The organism is Streptomyces sp. NPDC029041, from assembly GCF_040637515.1.
In the GTDB taxonomy this organism is placed as follows: domain Bacteria; phylum Actinomycetota; class Actinomycetes; order Streptomycetales; family Streptomycetaceae; genus Streptomyces.
The window spans coordinates 171,101-185,081 of record NZ_JBEZWO010000012.1 but is presented as its reverse complement, the minus strand read 5'-3'; the positions used below and the strand labels follow the sequence as shown (position 1 = coordinate 185,081).

The following is a 13,981-nucleotide window of genomic DNA, read 5'->3' as shown; positions in this document are numbered from 1 at the left end:
ACAACGGGCTCTGCCCACCGGACCCCGGGGTTCAGCCCAGCAGTCGCTCCAGCACCACCGCGATCCCGTCCTCGTCGTGGGAGGACGTCACCTCGTCGGCCACCGCCTTCAGTTCTTCGTGGGCGTCCGCCATGGCCACGCCGTAGGAGGCCCAGGCGAACATTGGTATGTCGTTGGGCATGTCGCCGAAGGCGATCGTGTCGGCCGCCTTCAGACCGAGCCGACGGGCCGCCAGGGACAGCCCTGTCGCCTTGGACAGACCGAGGGGGAGCAGCTCGACGATGCCCGCGCCCGCCATCGTGACGGTGACGAAACCGCCGGCGGTGCGCGTGGCCGCCTCGCAGAGCTCGTCGTCGGACAGCGTCGGGTGCTGGATGTACAGCTTGTTCAGGGGCGCGGCCCACAGGTCCGACGCGTCCGTGAAGGGTGTGGCGGGCAGGCTGCCCGTGACCGCGTAGCCGGGGCCCACCAGCACCTCGCCGTCGAGGCCGTCGCGGCTCGCCGCCAGGTGGAGCGGGCCGACCTCCGCCTCGATCTTGGCCAGCGCCACCCCGGCCAGCTGCCGGTCCAGCGTCACCGACGTCAGCAGGCGGTGCGTGCCGGCGTCGTAGACCTTTGCGCCCTGGCCGCAGACGGCCAGGCCCTGGTAGCCGAGGTCGTCGAGGATGTGCCGCGTCCACGGGACGGCGCGGCCGGTGACGACGATGTGCGCGGCGCCCGCCGCGGTGGCCGCGGCGAGCGCGTCACGGGTGCGCTGCGACACCGCGTCGTCGGAGCGCAGCAGCGTCCCGTCGAGGTCGGTGGCGACGAGCCGGTACGGGAAGGCGTCCGGGGAAGCCGTGTCGCTCACTTCGCCACCGGCTCCAGGACCTCCCGGCCGCCCAGGTACGGACGCAGCACCTCGGGCACGCGCACCGAACCGTCGGCCTGCTGGTGGTTCTCCAGGATCGCCACGATCGTGCGCGGGACGGCGCACAGCGTGCCGTTGAGCGTGGCCAGCGGGCGGACCTGCTTGCCCTCACGGACGCGGATCGACAGCCGGCGGGACTGGAACTCGGTGCAGTCCGAGGTCGAGGTCAGCTCGCGGTACTTGCCCTGGGTCGGGATCCACGCCTCGCAGTCGAACTTGCGGGAGGCCGACGAGCCGAGGTCGGCGCTCGCCACGTCGATCACGCGGTACGGCAGCTCCAGCGAGGTCAGCCACTGCTTCTCCCACTCCAGCAGGCGCTGGTGCTCGGCCTGCGAGTCCTCGGGAGCGACGTAGGAGAACATCTCGACCTTGTCGAACTGGTGCACGCGGAAGATGCCCCGGGTGTCCTTGCCGTGCGAGCCGGCCTCACGGCGGAAGCAGGGCGAGAAGCCCGCGTAACGCAGCGGGAGGCGGTCGGCGTCGAGGATCTCGTCCATGTGGTACGCCGCGAGCGCCACCTCGGACGTGCCGACCAGGTAGAGGTCGTCGTCGGCGAGGTGGTAGACGTCCTGTGCGGCCTGGCCGAGGAAGCCCGTACCGGCCATGGACTGGGGGCGGACCAGCGCCGGGGTCAGCACCGGGGTGAAGCCGGCCGCGGTGGCCTGCGCCATCGCCGCGTTCACCAGGGCGAGCTCCAGCAGCGCGCCCACGCCGGTCAGGAAGTAGAAGCGCGAGCCGGAGACCTTGGCGCCGCGCTCGACGTCGATCGCGCCGAGGAGCTGGCCGAGCGCCAGGTGGTCCTTGGGCTCGAAGCCCTCGGCGTCGAAGTCGCGGATCGTGCCGTGCGTCTCGAGGGTGACGAAGTCCTCCTCGCCGCCCACGGGCACGTCCGGGTGCACGAGGTTGCCGAGCCGCTGGAGCAGTTCCTGGGTCTCGGTGGCGGCCGCGTCGCGGTCCGCGTCGGCCGCCTTGACGTCGGCGGCGAGCTGGCCCGCCTTCTTCAGCAGCTCGGCCTTCTCGTCGCCGGCCGCCTTGGGGATGAGCTTGCCGAGCGCCTTCTGCTCGGCGCGGAGCTCGTCGAAGCGGACGCCGGACGACCTGCGCCGCTCGTCGGCAGACAGGAGGGCGTCGACGAGTGCGACGTCCTCTCCACGGGCGCGCTGCGACGCACGCACACGGTCGGGGTCCTCACGGAGCAGGCGAAGGTCAATCACGCGCCCAAGGCTACCGGTGCGCGGTGGCCGCCCACGACTCACTATTCCGCTGGCGGCTTACGTACCGTTATGAGTGAATTGCGCGCAGTGTCAATAAAGAAGGCGCCTCTCCCCGGAACGTGGCATCCGGCGGGCGTCCGCTTGACTCTAATCCCTTGGGCGGCAAGGGACTTGGGTTTCAGTTGTCCACAGCGATTCACATCCCGGCAAGAGTTATCCACAGGCTGTGTGGAAGATCTGTGGACTACGGAATTGATCACTCCGAATGGTCGGACCGTCCCAAGAATTCCCATGACAAACCCCCTCTACCCTCACTTTCGAGTGGAAGTGGGTCACCCCGAAGGGTTACGCAAGGGGAAACGGTGGACGAAGGGTGACCTGCCCAGCGGTGGGCGCATCAGGGGCTTGTAGGGCGATTTGTCGACTGACGCGCGCTTCGTTGTCGACTTGTCCCCAGGTCGAGAAGCGGACCTGTGGATAACTTCTGTGGATAACGACCATCAGCAGATGTGACCGGCTCTGAGCGGGCGGGAAGCCGGACTAGAAACGCCCGTCCTGGCACCGCGCGACCCAGTCCGCCGCCCCCGCGAACTCCTCGTCGGACGTCCCCAGCCGCGGCGGCTGCACCTCGCCCGGCCGCATGTCCGCGCGCGGATAGGAGCCCAGGTAGCGCACCTGCAGGCAGATCCGCTTCAGACCCGCCAGGGCGTCGGCCACCCGGCGGTCGGAGATGTGGCCCTCGGCGTCGATGCAGAAGCAGTAGTTGCCGATGCCGGCGCCGGTGGGCCGGGACTGGAGCAGCATGAGGTTGATGCCGCGGGTGGCGAACTCGCCCAGCAGGTCGCGCAGGCCACCGGGGTGGTCGTCGCGCTGCCACAGCACGATCGAGGTCTTGTCCGCGCCCGTCGGCGCCGCGGGCCGGGCGGGCCGGCCCACCAGCACGAACCGCGTCTGGGCGTTCTCCGCGTCGTGGATCTGGGTCTCCAGGGCCTCCAGACCGTAGCGGGCGGCGGCGAACTCTCCCGCGAAGGCGGCGTCGTACTGCCCCTCCTGGACCAGACGTGCGGCGTCCGCGTTCGAGGCGGCGGACTCCCAGTGCACGTCCGGAAGGTTCTTCTTCAGCCAGTTGCGCACCTGCGGCTGCGCGGCCGGGTGAGCGGAGACGGTCTTGATGTCCGACAGCTTCGTGCCCGGGCGGACCAGCAGCGCGAAGGTGATGGACAGCAGCACCTCGCGGTAGATCATCAGCGGCGCGCCTGCCACCAGCTCGTCGAGGGTGGTGGTGATACCGCCCTCGACGGAGTTCTCGATCGGCACGAATGCGGCCTCGGCCTCGCCGGCGCGTACCGCGTCGAGCGCGGACTGGACGGACACGTACGGGATGAGCTCCCGGGTGGCGGCCTCGGGAAGCGTGCGCAGGGCGACTTCGGTGAAGGTGCCCTCAGGACCGAGATACGCGTAGCTCGCTGGCATGACCTCACCCTAATGGGCCCGCGGAGGCCCTATCCCCCACAAGCGCACACAAGGGTGAACTCTCACCCCTCCAGCAACTTCTGCCCCACGTACTCTCCCTCCGCGGCACCGCCCGGCACCGCGAACAGTCCGCTCGACTCGTGCCGGATGAACTGCGACAGGGCGTCGCCGCGGTCGAGCTTGCGCTGCACCGGCACGAAGCCGCGCAGGGGATCGGCCTGCCAGCAGATGAAGAGCAGACCCGCGTCGGGCACCCCGTCGGCGTCGATGCCGTCGTGGAAGGAGAACGGTCGGCGGAGCATCGCCGCGCCGCCGTTCTGGTCGGGCCGGGTGATGCGGGCGTGGGCGTTGACCGGGACGACCAGGTTGCCCTCGGCGTCCGTCTTCTCCAGGTCCATCGCCGTCGTCTCGGTTCCGCCGGACAGGGCCGCCCCGTCGGACTTGCGGCGCCCGATCACGTCCTCCTGCGCCTTGACGGAGAGCTGCTCCCAGTCGTCCAGGAGCATGCGGATGCGGCGTACGACGGCGTAGGAGCCGTTCGCCATCCAGGCCGGCTGCCCCTGCTCCGGCTGCTCCGGCACGAAGATGCGCTGGTCGAAGTCGGACTCGGACGGCTTGGGGTTGCGGGTGCCGTCGATCTGACCCATCAGGTTGCGGGCCGTCATGGGGTGGGAGGTGGCGCCCGGTGAGCGGTTGAAGCCGTTCATCTGCCAGCGCACCTTCGCGGCCCGGCCGGCGTCCTTCTGGATCGCGCGCAGGGCGTGGAAGGCGACCAGGGCGTCGTTGGCGCCGATCTGCACCCACAGGTCGCCGTTGCTGCGGTTCTTGTCGAGGCGGTCGGAGGAGAATTCGGGCAGCGGGTCCAGGGCGGCCGGACGCTGCTTCTCCAGGCCGGTCCTCGCGAAGAAGCTGTGGCCGAAGCCAAAGGTGATCGTCAGCGACGAGGGCCCGGCGTCGCGGGCGACGTCCGTGTCCTCGTGGGCGCTCGGCTCGCCCGCCATCAGCCGCCGGGCCGTCTCCGACCAGCGGCGGAGCAGCGCGGCGGCCTCCGTGCGGCCGGCACCCGCCGCGAGGTCGAAGGCGACGAGATGACCACGTGCCTGGAGGCCGTCGGTGATGCCGGGCTGATGTTTCCCGTGAAACATCGCCCGGCCCGTGCCGAGGGAGGTGAGCGGAGCGGCTGCTTCGGAGGGAGCGGCGGCGTACCCCACGGCGGCACCCGCCGTGCCGAGGACGAGTCCGGTGGCCCCGGCGGTACCGAGCAGCCGCCGCCGTGAGATGCCCTCGTGGGCGGGGGCCGCTTCGCTCTCCCCCGGGCCGGCCTCGGGGGTGCGGGTCTTCGGAAGGGACTGGTCGGGCATGGTCGTTCAGCCGATCTGCGCGTTCTTGGAGACGGTGACCTCGTCGATGTCGGAGGTCCGCACGGTCACGTCGACCTGCCAGTCGCCGGCCATGGGGATCTGCACTCCGTTCGCCGACCAGTGTCCGGTCGCGAGGTGGTCGGGGACGACGGGCAGGGGCCCGATGTCCTTGGCTTTCAGGGTGAACTCGACCTTGACCTCGGGGATGTCGAAGGCCCGGCCGTTGGGACGCTCCACGTAGACGTGCATCTCGTTGTCGCCCACGCGTGCGGGGTCGAGGTCGATCGTGACGATGCCCTTGCCGTCCTCGCCGCCGGTGTCGAACGGCATGTTCAGGGTCAGCGCCCCGGACGCGCCCGGGTCGGCGGAGGTGGACGCGGAGGACGAGGCGGCCGCCTTGGCCTCCTGTTCGGTGCGTCCCGGCTCGGTCTGTGTCAGCACGGTGGTCACGGCGAGCAGCACGACCGCGATACCCGCCTCGGCCAGCACGGAGCGGCGCAGCCCGAAGCGGTTCGGATCGGCGTCCCGCATCCGCTTTCGCAGTGCGGCGTCACGGGCGGCCTGCTGCCGGGCGAGCTGAGCGGCGCGTTCGGTGTCGGCGGGCTCGGTGTCGGCGGCGGTGTCGGGCTGCTCGTCGGTGTCGGCGCTGGAGCCGGACGCGGCGTCATCCGCGCTTTCGCCGGGGGCCACCCCGTTGCCGGTGACAGCGACTGTCCCGTCTCCGGTGCCGTCCCCCGTGCCCTCCGCGCCGTCCGCCCGCGCGCCGACTGGCTCCTTCTGCCGTTCTGCCGATACGGCAACCGGCGTCGTCTCCGCCAGCCGCCCCGTCCACCGGCGCGAGATCCACGCGATGCCGACCAGGACGACCACGAGGGCGATCTTGGCGAGGAGGAGCCGGCCGTAGAGGGTGTCGGTGAAGGCCGACCAGGAGCCGAGCTGACGCCAGGACTGGTACGTCCCGGTCGCGATCAGGGCGAGGACGCTGCCGAAGGCGACCTGGGAGAAGCGGCGTACCGCAGGTGCGTCGACGGGCGTCTCGGCGGGCGCGCGGTACAGGGCGACCAGCAGCGCGCCGAGTCCGCCGAGCCAGGCGGCGACGGCCAGCAGATGGAGCACGTCGACCGGCATGGCGATGCCCGCCTGCAGGCCGACGGAGGCGTGCTCGGACATCGCCCAGCTCGCCGCGAGCCCGGCCGACACGACGACACCGCCGATCGCGAGCCCGAAGGTCAGGTCCCGCTTCTCCTGGGCGTCTTCCCGCTTGTCGTACGCGCCGAACAGCACGGCGATGAACAGGGCCGCCGCGGCGAGCAGCAGCAGCCGGGACACCAGGGCCGCGCCGGTCTTGGTCTGCAGCACCTGCCCGAGCAGGGAGAGGTCGAAGACGTCGGCGACCTTCCCGGAGCCCGTGAAGGAGCCGCGCAGCAGCAGCAGCGCGAGAGTCGCCGCGGTGAGCGCGACCCATCCGGAGACGACGTACCGCTGCACCGGCCGCACCCCGGAACCGCGCCGCCAGCAGGCGAGCACGAAGGCGGCGCCGCCGGCCATCACGATGAACCCGGCGTAGGACACGTACCGCCCGAGGCCGTAGAGCCAGCCCACGACGCCGTCGTCCGTCGACTGCGCGGAGACCGACACGGAAGTCTTGGAGGGGGCGCCGATGGAGAAGGTGTAGGCGCCGGCGACGGGATGGCTGTCCGCCGAGACGACCTGGTAGGCCACCGTGTACGTGCCGTCGGGCAGACCCGAGTGCAGCGGCACGGCATAGGTCGTGCCGCTGACGTTGGCCGGCTTGGCCGTGTCGACGCGCTTGCCCTCGGGGTCGAGTACGCGCAGTGAGTCGTCGGACAGCGCGACCTGCTCGGAGAAGGTGAGCGAGATCCGGGCCGGGGCCTTGTCGACCACCGCCCCCTGCGCGGGGTCGCTGCCGGTCACCGCGGCGTGCGCGGAGGCCGGGCCGGCTCCGGCGAGCAGTGCGCAGGCCGCGGCCAGGAGCAGCAGCACCAGTGTCCGGACGCGGGGGGCGATGGTCTGCGTCACAGGGTCCCTCCCTCAGTGTCCGGTCTTCGGGGTGTAGGTCGGCGCCTTCACCGGCATCGTGACCTTCACCGGATCGGAGTGCGCGAAGTGCAGTTCGACGGAGACCGTCTGGCCTTCCTTCGGCTTGCTCTTCAGCTGTTCGAACATCAGGTGGTCGCCGCTGCTTTTCAGCTCCAGCCGTCCGCCCGCGGGGATCTTGAGGCTCTTGACCTCCTGCATGACCCCGTCGACGGTCTCGTGCACGGTGACCTGCCCGGCGACATCGCTGGTGACCGAGGTGAGCTCGTCGGCGGCGCCGCCCTTGTTGGTGACGGTCAGGAAGCCGGCCGCCATGTCGTCGGACACCGGCTGCGGCATGTAGGCGGAGCCGGCGGAGAGGTCCGGCTTGCCCGAGCCGCTTCCGCCGCCGGAGTCCGAGCCGCCGCAGCCCGCCAGAGCGAGGGATCCGGCTATGACGAGGGCCGTCGGGAGGAGTCGACGCCTCACGGGTTCTCCCCCTTGACGATCTTGGGCAGGTCCTTGGTGTAGTCGTCGACGGTGGCGTCCTCGCCGTAGAGCACATAGCCGCCGTCGGTCTTCGGGGAGAACGCGATGACCTGGGTGCCGTGCTCGGAGACGAGCTTGCCGTTCTTGTCCTTGCGCGTCGGTTCGATGGAGATGCCGAGCGTGCGGGCACCGGCCTGGATGGTCGAGAAGTCGCCGGTCAGGCCGACGAACTGGGGGTCGATGCCCTTGAGCCACTTGCCGAGCTCGGCGGGGGTGTCGCGCCGGGGATCCGTCGTGACGAAGACGACCCGCAGGTCGTCCTGCTCGGCCTTGGGCAGCTGCTTCTTGGCGACGGCGATGTTGTTCATCGTCAGGGGGCACACGTCGGGGCAGTGGGTGTAGCCGAAGTAGATCAGCGTGGGCTTGCCCGCGGTCTCCTTGCGGAGGTCGTACTTCTTGCCCTGCGTGTCGGTGAGGACGAGGTCCGGCTTCTCGAAAGGCTTGTCGAGGACGGTCGCGGCCTTGTCGGAACCGGCCTCCTCGGACACCACGGAGACGGGCTTGTCGCCGGCGTCGCCGCTGCCGCAGGCGGTCAGGGTCAGGGAGGCGGCGGCGAGCAGTGCGGCCGCGGCGAAGGTCTTGGTGCGCATAGAAAAATGTCCCAGATGTCGGTGACCCGGCGCGCACCGGGGGCCCCGCCCGGAAGCGGGGGCCCGGCGCGCGCCGTCAACGGAAGCAGCCTCAGGCGTCGGACCGCCGGCGCCCGGCGAGCACGCCGTAGGCGACACCCGCCGCGCCGACCACGATGCCGACGATGCCCAGGACCCGAGCGGTGGTGTCGGTGTCGGCGGAGGAGTCGGCGGCGGTGGTGTCGGCGGAGGTCTTCTCGGCCGGCGCGGAGCCGGAGTCCTCGTCGGCGGCCGCGCCGTGGTGGCCGTCCTCGGAGGCAGCGGCCAGCTCCAGCACGGGGGCCGGGTTGTCGGGCTCCTCCTTGCCCTTCTGCGGCACCTCGATCCAGCGGACGACCTCCTTGTTGGAGTACGTCTGCAGGGCCTTGAAGGCCAGCTGGTCGGTGTCCTCGGGCAGCTGGCCGACGGAGAGCGGGAACTTCTCGAAGTAGCCGGGCTCGATGCCCTTGCCGTCGGCGGTCCAGGTGACCTTGGTGACGGCCTCGGTGATCTTCTCGCCGTGCATCTCCAGCGGCTTGTCCAGCTTGGACTTGGTGACCTCGATCTTCCAGCCCGGCATGGGCTCCGGCATGACGGAGGCCAGCGGGTGGTCGGTCGGGAAGTTGACCTCGAGCTTGGTCGTCGAGGCATCGTCGCGCTCGTTGGGGACCTTGAAGTCGATGACCGCGTAGCCGCCCTTGGCGGCCGTGCCCTCGGGCTGCACGGTGACGTGCGCGAAGGCGGGGGCGGACAGGGCGAGAACGGTGATACCGGCGGCGGCACCGGCCGCGACGATACGGGAAGCCTTCATGGAAGGGGCACTCCGCTGTGAGTCGGTCTGGATGTGGAAGGAGGGGGCGCGCACACGCGCGTTCCGCACGACGGCGGCCCCTCCTCCGTGGGAGCGGAGTGGTGGTGGTCGCGGTCGCGTCAGGCGGCGAGGGCGAGTGCGGCTGCGGAAACCGTGGTCGTGGGCGGGCCGCGCCGGATCACCGAGTGCTGGAGCGCCGCCGTCCGAGGCATCGGGGGCGTGGACCGGGTGATGTGCGCCGGGCGCGGACCAAGGTCCGGGGCTCCCGGAAGCCCGGCGCGCAGGGCGCGGACCAGGGCGAGAGCGGCCCGCAGGGAGCGCATGAGCGCCCCCTCGGCGACTCCCTGTGCCGAGAGCTCGGTGAGCCGCAGCAGAGCCAGGTCGCCGTGGCGCAGCAGCCAGCCTGCGGCGAGCGCCGCGAGAAGGTGGCCGAGCAGCATCGGCAGGGACGGCCACAGCGAGGCCGACGATCCGGACACGGCGTCCGCGGCCGGATGCGTGTGCGCACCCGTAGGCGGCTGGATCCGGGCGTCGGTGAGGATCCTGTGGGCCTGCGCCGGGCTGATCGCCGCCGCCGTCGTGCCGCACACGAACCGCGCGGCCTGCTGGACCAGCGCGGCGTCACTCCCACCTGTCGGTGCCGAGGACGTGACGGCGGCCGTGCCGTGCTGGCCGAGGCCGAACAGCGTGTGCAGCAGCGTCTGGCCGACCGCGAGCAGCGCCGTGATCCCCGCCAGCGAGCGCGCCCGTCCGGCGAGCGGAGCAGCCACCGCCGCCACTCCGAGAAATCCGGCGCCCAGCGTCCACAGCGGGATGCCGTCGCAGGAGGCGAGCGCGTGACCTGCCCCGGCCAGCACGACGCAGACCGCGGCGAACACCGCGGCCCGCAGGATCCGGAGCGTGTGTCCGGAGCGCGTCGCGCGCGCGTGGGGGGCAGTCATGGCGGGCTCATCATCGCACTGGCTCCGCAGGCCTCGTGCGGCAGGTCCACAAGGTGCCCTACGACCGGAACATCACGCTCTGGCCCCGCGCGCCCCCGGATGCGCCGATACCTTCCCCCCATATACACCGATCAGGACCAGCGCGCATCCGCCGTATGGGCGGCCTCACGTCAACTTCACGCTTACGCAGGGGGACTCGGGGCAATACGTAACGGTATGTCGAGCCGCAGCCAGGAGGCTGGAGCATGAGCATCTGGTGGTCACTCCATCTGCGGCGCGAAGCTGCGAGCGTGCCGCTCGCCCGCCGCCTCCTGATCGGCACGATGGAGACCGCGGGCGTCGACCCGGACATCTCCTACGACCTCTCCGTCGCCCTCAGCGAGGCGTGCGCGAACGCCGTGGAGCATGGTGGGGCCTCGGGGCGCGGCCCTGGTTCGGAGGCGTACCGGGTCACCGCGTACCTCGACGGCGAGAGGTGCCGGATCGAGGTCGCCGACGCGGGCCCGGGCTTCCCCGCGGCCTCCGCCGGCCCGTCCCGCCCGCCGATCCGTCCCGCGCACTCCGACGCGGAGAACGGCAGGGGGCTGTGCCTCATCGAGGAGCTCGCCGACCATGTCCACATCGGCAACAAACCGGGCCGGGGCGGAGCCGTGGTGAGCTTCGACAAGGTCCTGAAGTGGCGCTCCGGCGCTCCCCTCATGGCGGTCTGACCTCCGCGGCAGGGCGGTGTTTCACGTGAAACAGCGCGTTTCACGTGAAACGTCCCTCGCGACCCGCAGCCCTACAGCACCTGCCAGTCCAGCGTCGTTCGCGCCAGCCCCGCCACGTCCGTCAGCAGCGCCAGACGTGCCGCCCGGACCGCAGGATCGGGGTCCATGACCAGCACCTCCTCGAAGAAGGTTCCGATCGCCTCGACCAGGGGAGCGGAGACCTCGATCAACGCGCCGAGATCGTCCTCCCGTCCCTGCAGCGCCTGACGCACGGCCTGCGCGCTCTCGGCGAGTGCCAGTTCGGCGGGAGCGGTCAGCAGGGACCCGTCGGCCGCCTCGACACCGCCCTCGGGCAGGATGCGCACCACCCGCTGGAAAGCGGCGGCGAGCGCCTCGAACGCCTCGCTGCCGATGTGCCGCTCCAGCGTGGCGAGCGTGCGATCGCCGTGGGCGGGCCGGTCGGCCCACACCAGGACGGCCTGGACGAGCCGGTGCTCGTGCCCGGCGTCCGTGAGCTGCTGCTCGTAGCGCCGGGTGATGAGCTCGGCGGCTTCGGCGACCCGCTCGGCGGGCACCTCGACGCCCTGCGCGGCATACCGTACGGCGGCCGCGCGCAGGCCCTCGCTGACCCGCACCCCGGCCACGGCGGGCACGCTCCGCAACACGTTGAGCAGCCCGATCGCGGCCCGGCGCACCCCATAAGGGTCGGAGCTCCCGGTCGGCGCGGCGCCGATCAGGAACATACCCGTCACCAGGTCGAACCGGTCGGCGAGGGACAGCACGGCCCCCGCGTCCCCGGTCGGCAGGGCGCCACCGGCGGAACGGGGCAGCTCCATCTCGGCCAGTGCGCGGGCGACCTCGGCGGATTCCCCGGCCCGGCGGGCGTACTCCTCGGCCATGACCCCGGCCAGGCCGGAGAACTCGATCACCATCTGCGAGGCCAGGTCGAACTTGGCCAGCGCGCCGGCCCTCCGCACGACCTCCACCGACTCCTCCGGGAGCCCGGCCCGGCCGGCCAGGTCCTGGGCGAGGGAGGCGAGCCGGACGGCGCGGTCGGCGACCGTGCCGAGCCTGTCCTCGAAGGTCAGCTTGTCCAGCCGGCGCCGGAACTCCTCCGGCGCCACCTTCAGGTCCGCCCGCCAGAAGAACGCGGCATCCTCGTAACGGGCCCGCAGCACCGCCTCGTTGCCCGCCCGGACCACGTCGTCGTCGCACAGGGCGTTGGCGAAGGTCACGAAGTGCGGCATGAGCCGGTCGCCGTCCAGCACCGGCAGATAGCGCTGGTGCTTGCGCATCACGGTGGTCAGGACACTCGCGGGCAGTTCGAGGTAGCGCTCGTCGAACGAGCCCCGCACGGCGTACGGGAACTCCAGGATGTCGGTGATCTCGTCGATCAGCCCGGCCTGGTCCTCCACGTCGATGCGCCCGCCCACCTCGGCCGCCGCCTCCAGGGCGCCCCGCACGACCGCGCCGCGCCGGGCCTCGCGGTCGAGCAGGATGCCGTGCATGTGCAGGAAGTGCGGGTAGCCCTCGGCGGAGGTCACCCGGACCTCCGGGTAGGGCGCCTGCCGCTGCACCCGCGTGGTGTCGCCGGCCGACAGGGAGGAGACCACCACGGGCAGCGGGGTGCGCCCCAGCAGCGCGAGAAGCCAGCGCACGGGACGCGAGAACGACAGCCCCGGGTCGCTCCAGCGCATGTTGCGCCCGGCCCGCAGCCCGGAGACGACTTCGGCCAGCAGCTCGCTGAGCACCTCGACGGCCGGACGTCCCTCTTCGTGACGGGTGACCGCCACGTACTCGACCCCGTTGGCCTCCACGACCCGCACGTCGGCCGGTTCGGCGCCCTGGCTGCGGGCGAAGCCCAGCAACGCGGGCGTCGGGGCACCCTCCTTGTAGGCGGCGACGACCTTGGGCCCGCGCACGGTCCGCATGGTGTCGCGCTCGCGCGGCTGCACGCCGTCGACCGTGATCACAATCCGGCGCGGTGTGGCCATCACGTTGACCGCGCCGTGTCCCAGCCGGGTCGCGGCGAGCTTGGCGGTGACCGACTCGCGCACCGCCTCGGTGGTGGCGGGGACGTCGGCGTACGGCAGCTCCTCCACGCCGATCTCGAACAGCAGCGTCTCGACGCCGGGCACCTTGGGCAGCATGGCCCGCTCGGCCGGAGCCGGCGCCGCCGCGAGCCCGAGCGGATGCTCCAGCGCTGCCCGGCGCCGCTCCCACAGCTTGGCCGTCTCGTGCGTCAGCCCGCGCATCAGCGAGAACGCCTTGGCCCGCTCGGTGGTGCTGATCGCCCCGCGCGCGTCGAGCACGTTGAAGGTGTGGCTGCACTTCAGCACGTACGTGTACGCCGGTACGGGCAGCTCCAGGTCCAGCAGGCGACGGGCCTCGGCCGCGTACGACTCGAACAGCCGGTGGTTGGTGTCGATGTCGGCGTCGTCGAGGTAGTAGCGGCTCATCTCGTATTCGCTCTGCCCGAACACCTCGCCGTAGGTGATCCCCGGCGCGTAGGCGATGTCCTTGAAGTGGGACACGCCCTGAAGGTTCATCAGGATGCGTTCGAGCCCGTACGTGATCTCCACTGACACCGGGTCCAGGGCGACGCCGCCGACCTGCTGGAAGTAGGTGAACTGGGTGATCTCCATGCCGTCCAGCCAGACCTCCCAGCCCAGCCCCCAGGCGCCGAGGGCGGGAGAGGCCCAGTTGTCCTCGACGAACCGCACGTCGTGGGCGTTCAGGTCGACACCGAGGGCCCGGAGGCTGCCCAGGTACAGCTCCTGCGGGTTGCCCGGGTCGGGCTTGAGGATCACCTGGAACTGGGTGTGGGTCTGGAGGCGGTTGGGGTTCTCGCCGTAACGCGAGTCGTCGGGCCGCACGCTCGGCTCCACGTAGGCGACGCTCCACGGCTCGGGACCCAGTACCCGCAGTGCCGTGGCCGGGTTGGCCGTACCGGCTCCGACCTCGGTGTTCAGCGGCTGCGTGATCATGCAGCCGTTGTCGCTCCAGTACTTCTGCAGGGTGAGGATGGCGTCCTGCATGGTCAGCGCCGTCGATACGTTCTTCATGATGATCGCGCCTGTTCCCCGAGTCGGACCGGCAAGGTCGGCCATGATCTCATACGTCAACCAGCGCTGACCTGCTGTTTCTTGACCGACCGGTCGGACGCGGGCGGGAGGGGGCCGCGGGGGTGGGTGCCACTTCATCGCCGTGGGCGGGTGCGGGTCCTGTGTGGCTGGTCGCGCAGTTCCCCGCGCCCCTTCGGGGCGCGGGGCGCGGCCGCGGGGGGGGGGGGGTGGGGTGGGGCCCGGCCGAGGTCACGGAGCCCGCCCCGGGCCGGGCCGCGCACTGCGTGGTGTTGTTTTTAATA

Annotated in this window: 11 protein-coding genes; 1 reads left to right on the top strand and 10 read right to left on the bottom strand. The window is 71.4% G+C overall.

All coding sequences use genetic code 11. From position 1 onward, the window contains the following. Positions 1–31: 31 nt before the first annotated feature. The 9 genes from AB0F04_RS29320 to AB0F04_RS29280 form a co-directional block, all read right to left on the bottom strand. On the bottom strand, positions 32–850 hold the full coding sequence (locus AB0F04_RS29320) for an HAD family hydrolase (RefSeq protein WP_362046680.1): 819 nt from the start codon (positions 848–850) through the stop codon (positions 32–34). Next, entirely contained in the window at positions 847–2,124 is a 1,278-nt protein-coding gene (gene serS / locus AB0F04_RS29315; protein WP_362046677.1) for a serine--tRNA ligase, read from the bottom strand. Before serS ends, AB0F04_RS29320 begins: the two co-directional genes overlap by 4 nt. A 540-nt stretch (positions 2,125–2,664) precedes the next feature. After that, positions 2,665–3,597: a prephenate dehydratase gene (gene pheA, locus AB0F04_RS29310; protein ID WP_362046674.1), complete on the bottom strand. Its 933-nt coding sequence runs from the start codon at positions 3,595–3,597 to the stop codon at positions 2,665–2,667. A 62-nt stretch (positions 3,598–3,659) separates the two neighbouring features. Then, positions 3,660–4,958 carry an iron uptake transporter deferrochelatase/peroxidase subunit gene (gene efeB, locus AB0F04_RS29305; RefSeq protein ID WP_362046671.1) on the bottom strand — a complete coding sequence of 433 codons (1,299 nt, stop codon included), beginning with the start codon at positions 4,956–4,958 and terminating at the stop codon, positions 3,660–3,662. Positions 4,959–4,964: 6 nt separating this feature from the next. Next, entirely contained in the window at positions 4,965–6,998 is a 2,034-nt protein-coding gene (locus AB0F04_RS29300) for a copper resistance protein CopC (RefSeq protein ID WP_362046668.1), read from the bottom strand. 12 nt (positions 6,999–7,010) lie between these two features. After that, positions 7,011–7,484, bottom strand: coding sequence for a copper chaperone PCu(A)C (locus AB0F04_RS29295; RefSeq protein WP_362046665.1), 474 nt, complete (start codon positions 7,482–7,484; stop codon positions 7,011–7,013). Further along, positions 7,481–8,134: an SCO family protein gene (locus AB0F04_RS29290; protein ID WP_362046662.1), complete on the bottom strand. Its 654-nt coding sequence runs from the start codon at positions 8,132–8,134 to the stop codon at positions 7,481–7,483. The genes AB0F04_RS29295 and AB0F04_RS29290 overlap by 4 nt, the downstream gene beginning before the upstream one ends. Positions 8,135–8,225: 91 nt before the next feature. Further along, a complete protein-coding gene (locus tag AB0F04_RS29285) occupies positions 8,226–8,963 on the bottom strand; it encodes a YcnI family protein (protein WP_362046659.1) in 738 nt (245 codons plus the stop codon). A 119-nt stretch (positions 8,964–9,082) separates the two neighbouring features. After that, a complete protein-coding gene (locus tag AB0F04_RS29280; RefSeq protein WP_362046656.1) occupies positions 9,083–9,904 on the bottom strand; it encodes a hypothetical protein in 822 nt (273 codons plus the stop codon). 245 nt (positions 9,905–10,149) lie between these two features. On the opposite strand from AB0F04_RS29280, the gene AB0F04_RS29275 reads away from it, so the two are divergent. Further along, the gene (locus tag AB0F04_RS29275; protein ID WP_362046653.1) at positions 10,150–10,614 is read left to right on the top strand and encodes an ATP-binding protein; all 465 of its coding nucleotides are present in this window, start codon (positions 10,150–10,152) and stop codon (positions 10,612–10,614) included. 71 nt (positions 10,615–10,685) lie between these two features. On the opposite strand, the gene AB0F04_RS29270 is transcribed toward AB0F04_RS29275, so the two are convergent. Continuing rightward, positions 10,686–13,679 (bottom strand): glycine--tRNA ligase, encoded by a 2,994-nt coding sequence (locus tag AB0F04_RS29270; RefSeq protein ID WP_362046650.1) that lies wholly within the window; start codon positions 13,677–13,679, stop codon positions 10,686–10,688. Between the last annotated feature and the right edge of the window lie 302 nt (positions 13,680–13,981).

Coding starts and splice junctions, on each gene's coding strand:
- pheA (WP_362046674.1), bottom strand. CDS start 3,597: ATGCCAGCGAGCTACGCGTATCTCGGTCCTGAGGGCACCTTCACCGAA.
- efeB (WP_362046671.1), bottom strand. CDS start 4,958: ATGCCCGACCAGTCCCTTCCGAAGACCCGCACCCCCGAGGCCGGCCCG.
- AB0F04_RS29290 (WP_362046662.1), bottom strand. CDS start 8,134: ATGCGCACCAAGACCTTCGCCGCGGCCGCACTGCTCGCCGCCGCCTCC.
- AB0F04_RS29285 (WP_362046659.1), bottom strand. CDS start 8,963: ATGAAGGCTTCCCGTATCGTCGCGGCCGGTGCCGCCGCCGGTATCACC.
- AB0F04_RS29280 (WP_362046656.1), bottom strand. CDS start 9,904: ATGACTGCCCCCCACGCGCGCGCGACGCGCTCCGGACACACGCTCCGG.
- AB0F04_RS29275 (WP_362046653.1), top strand. CDS start 10,150: ATGAGCATCTGGTGGTCACTCCATCTGCGGCGCGAAGCTGCGAGCGTG.
- AB0F04_RS29270 (WP_362046650.1), bottom strand. CDS start 13,679: ATGAAGAACGTATCGACGGCGCTGACCATGCAGGACGCCATCCTCACC.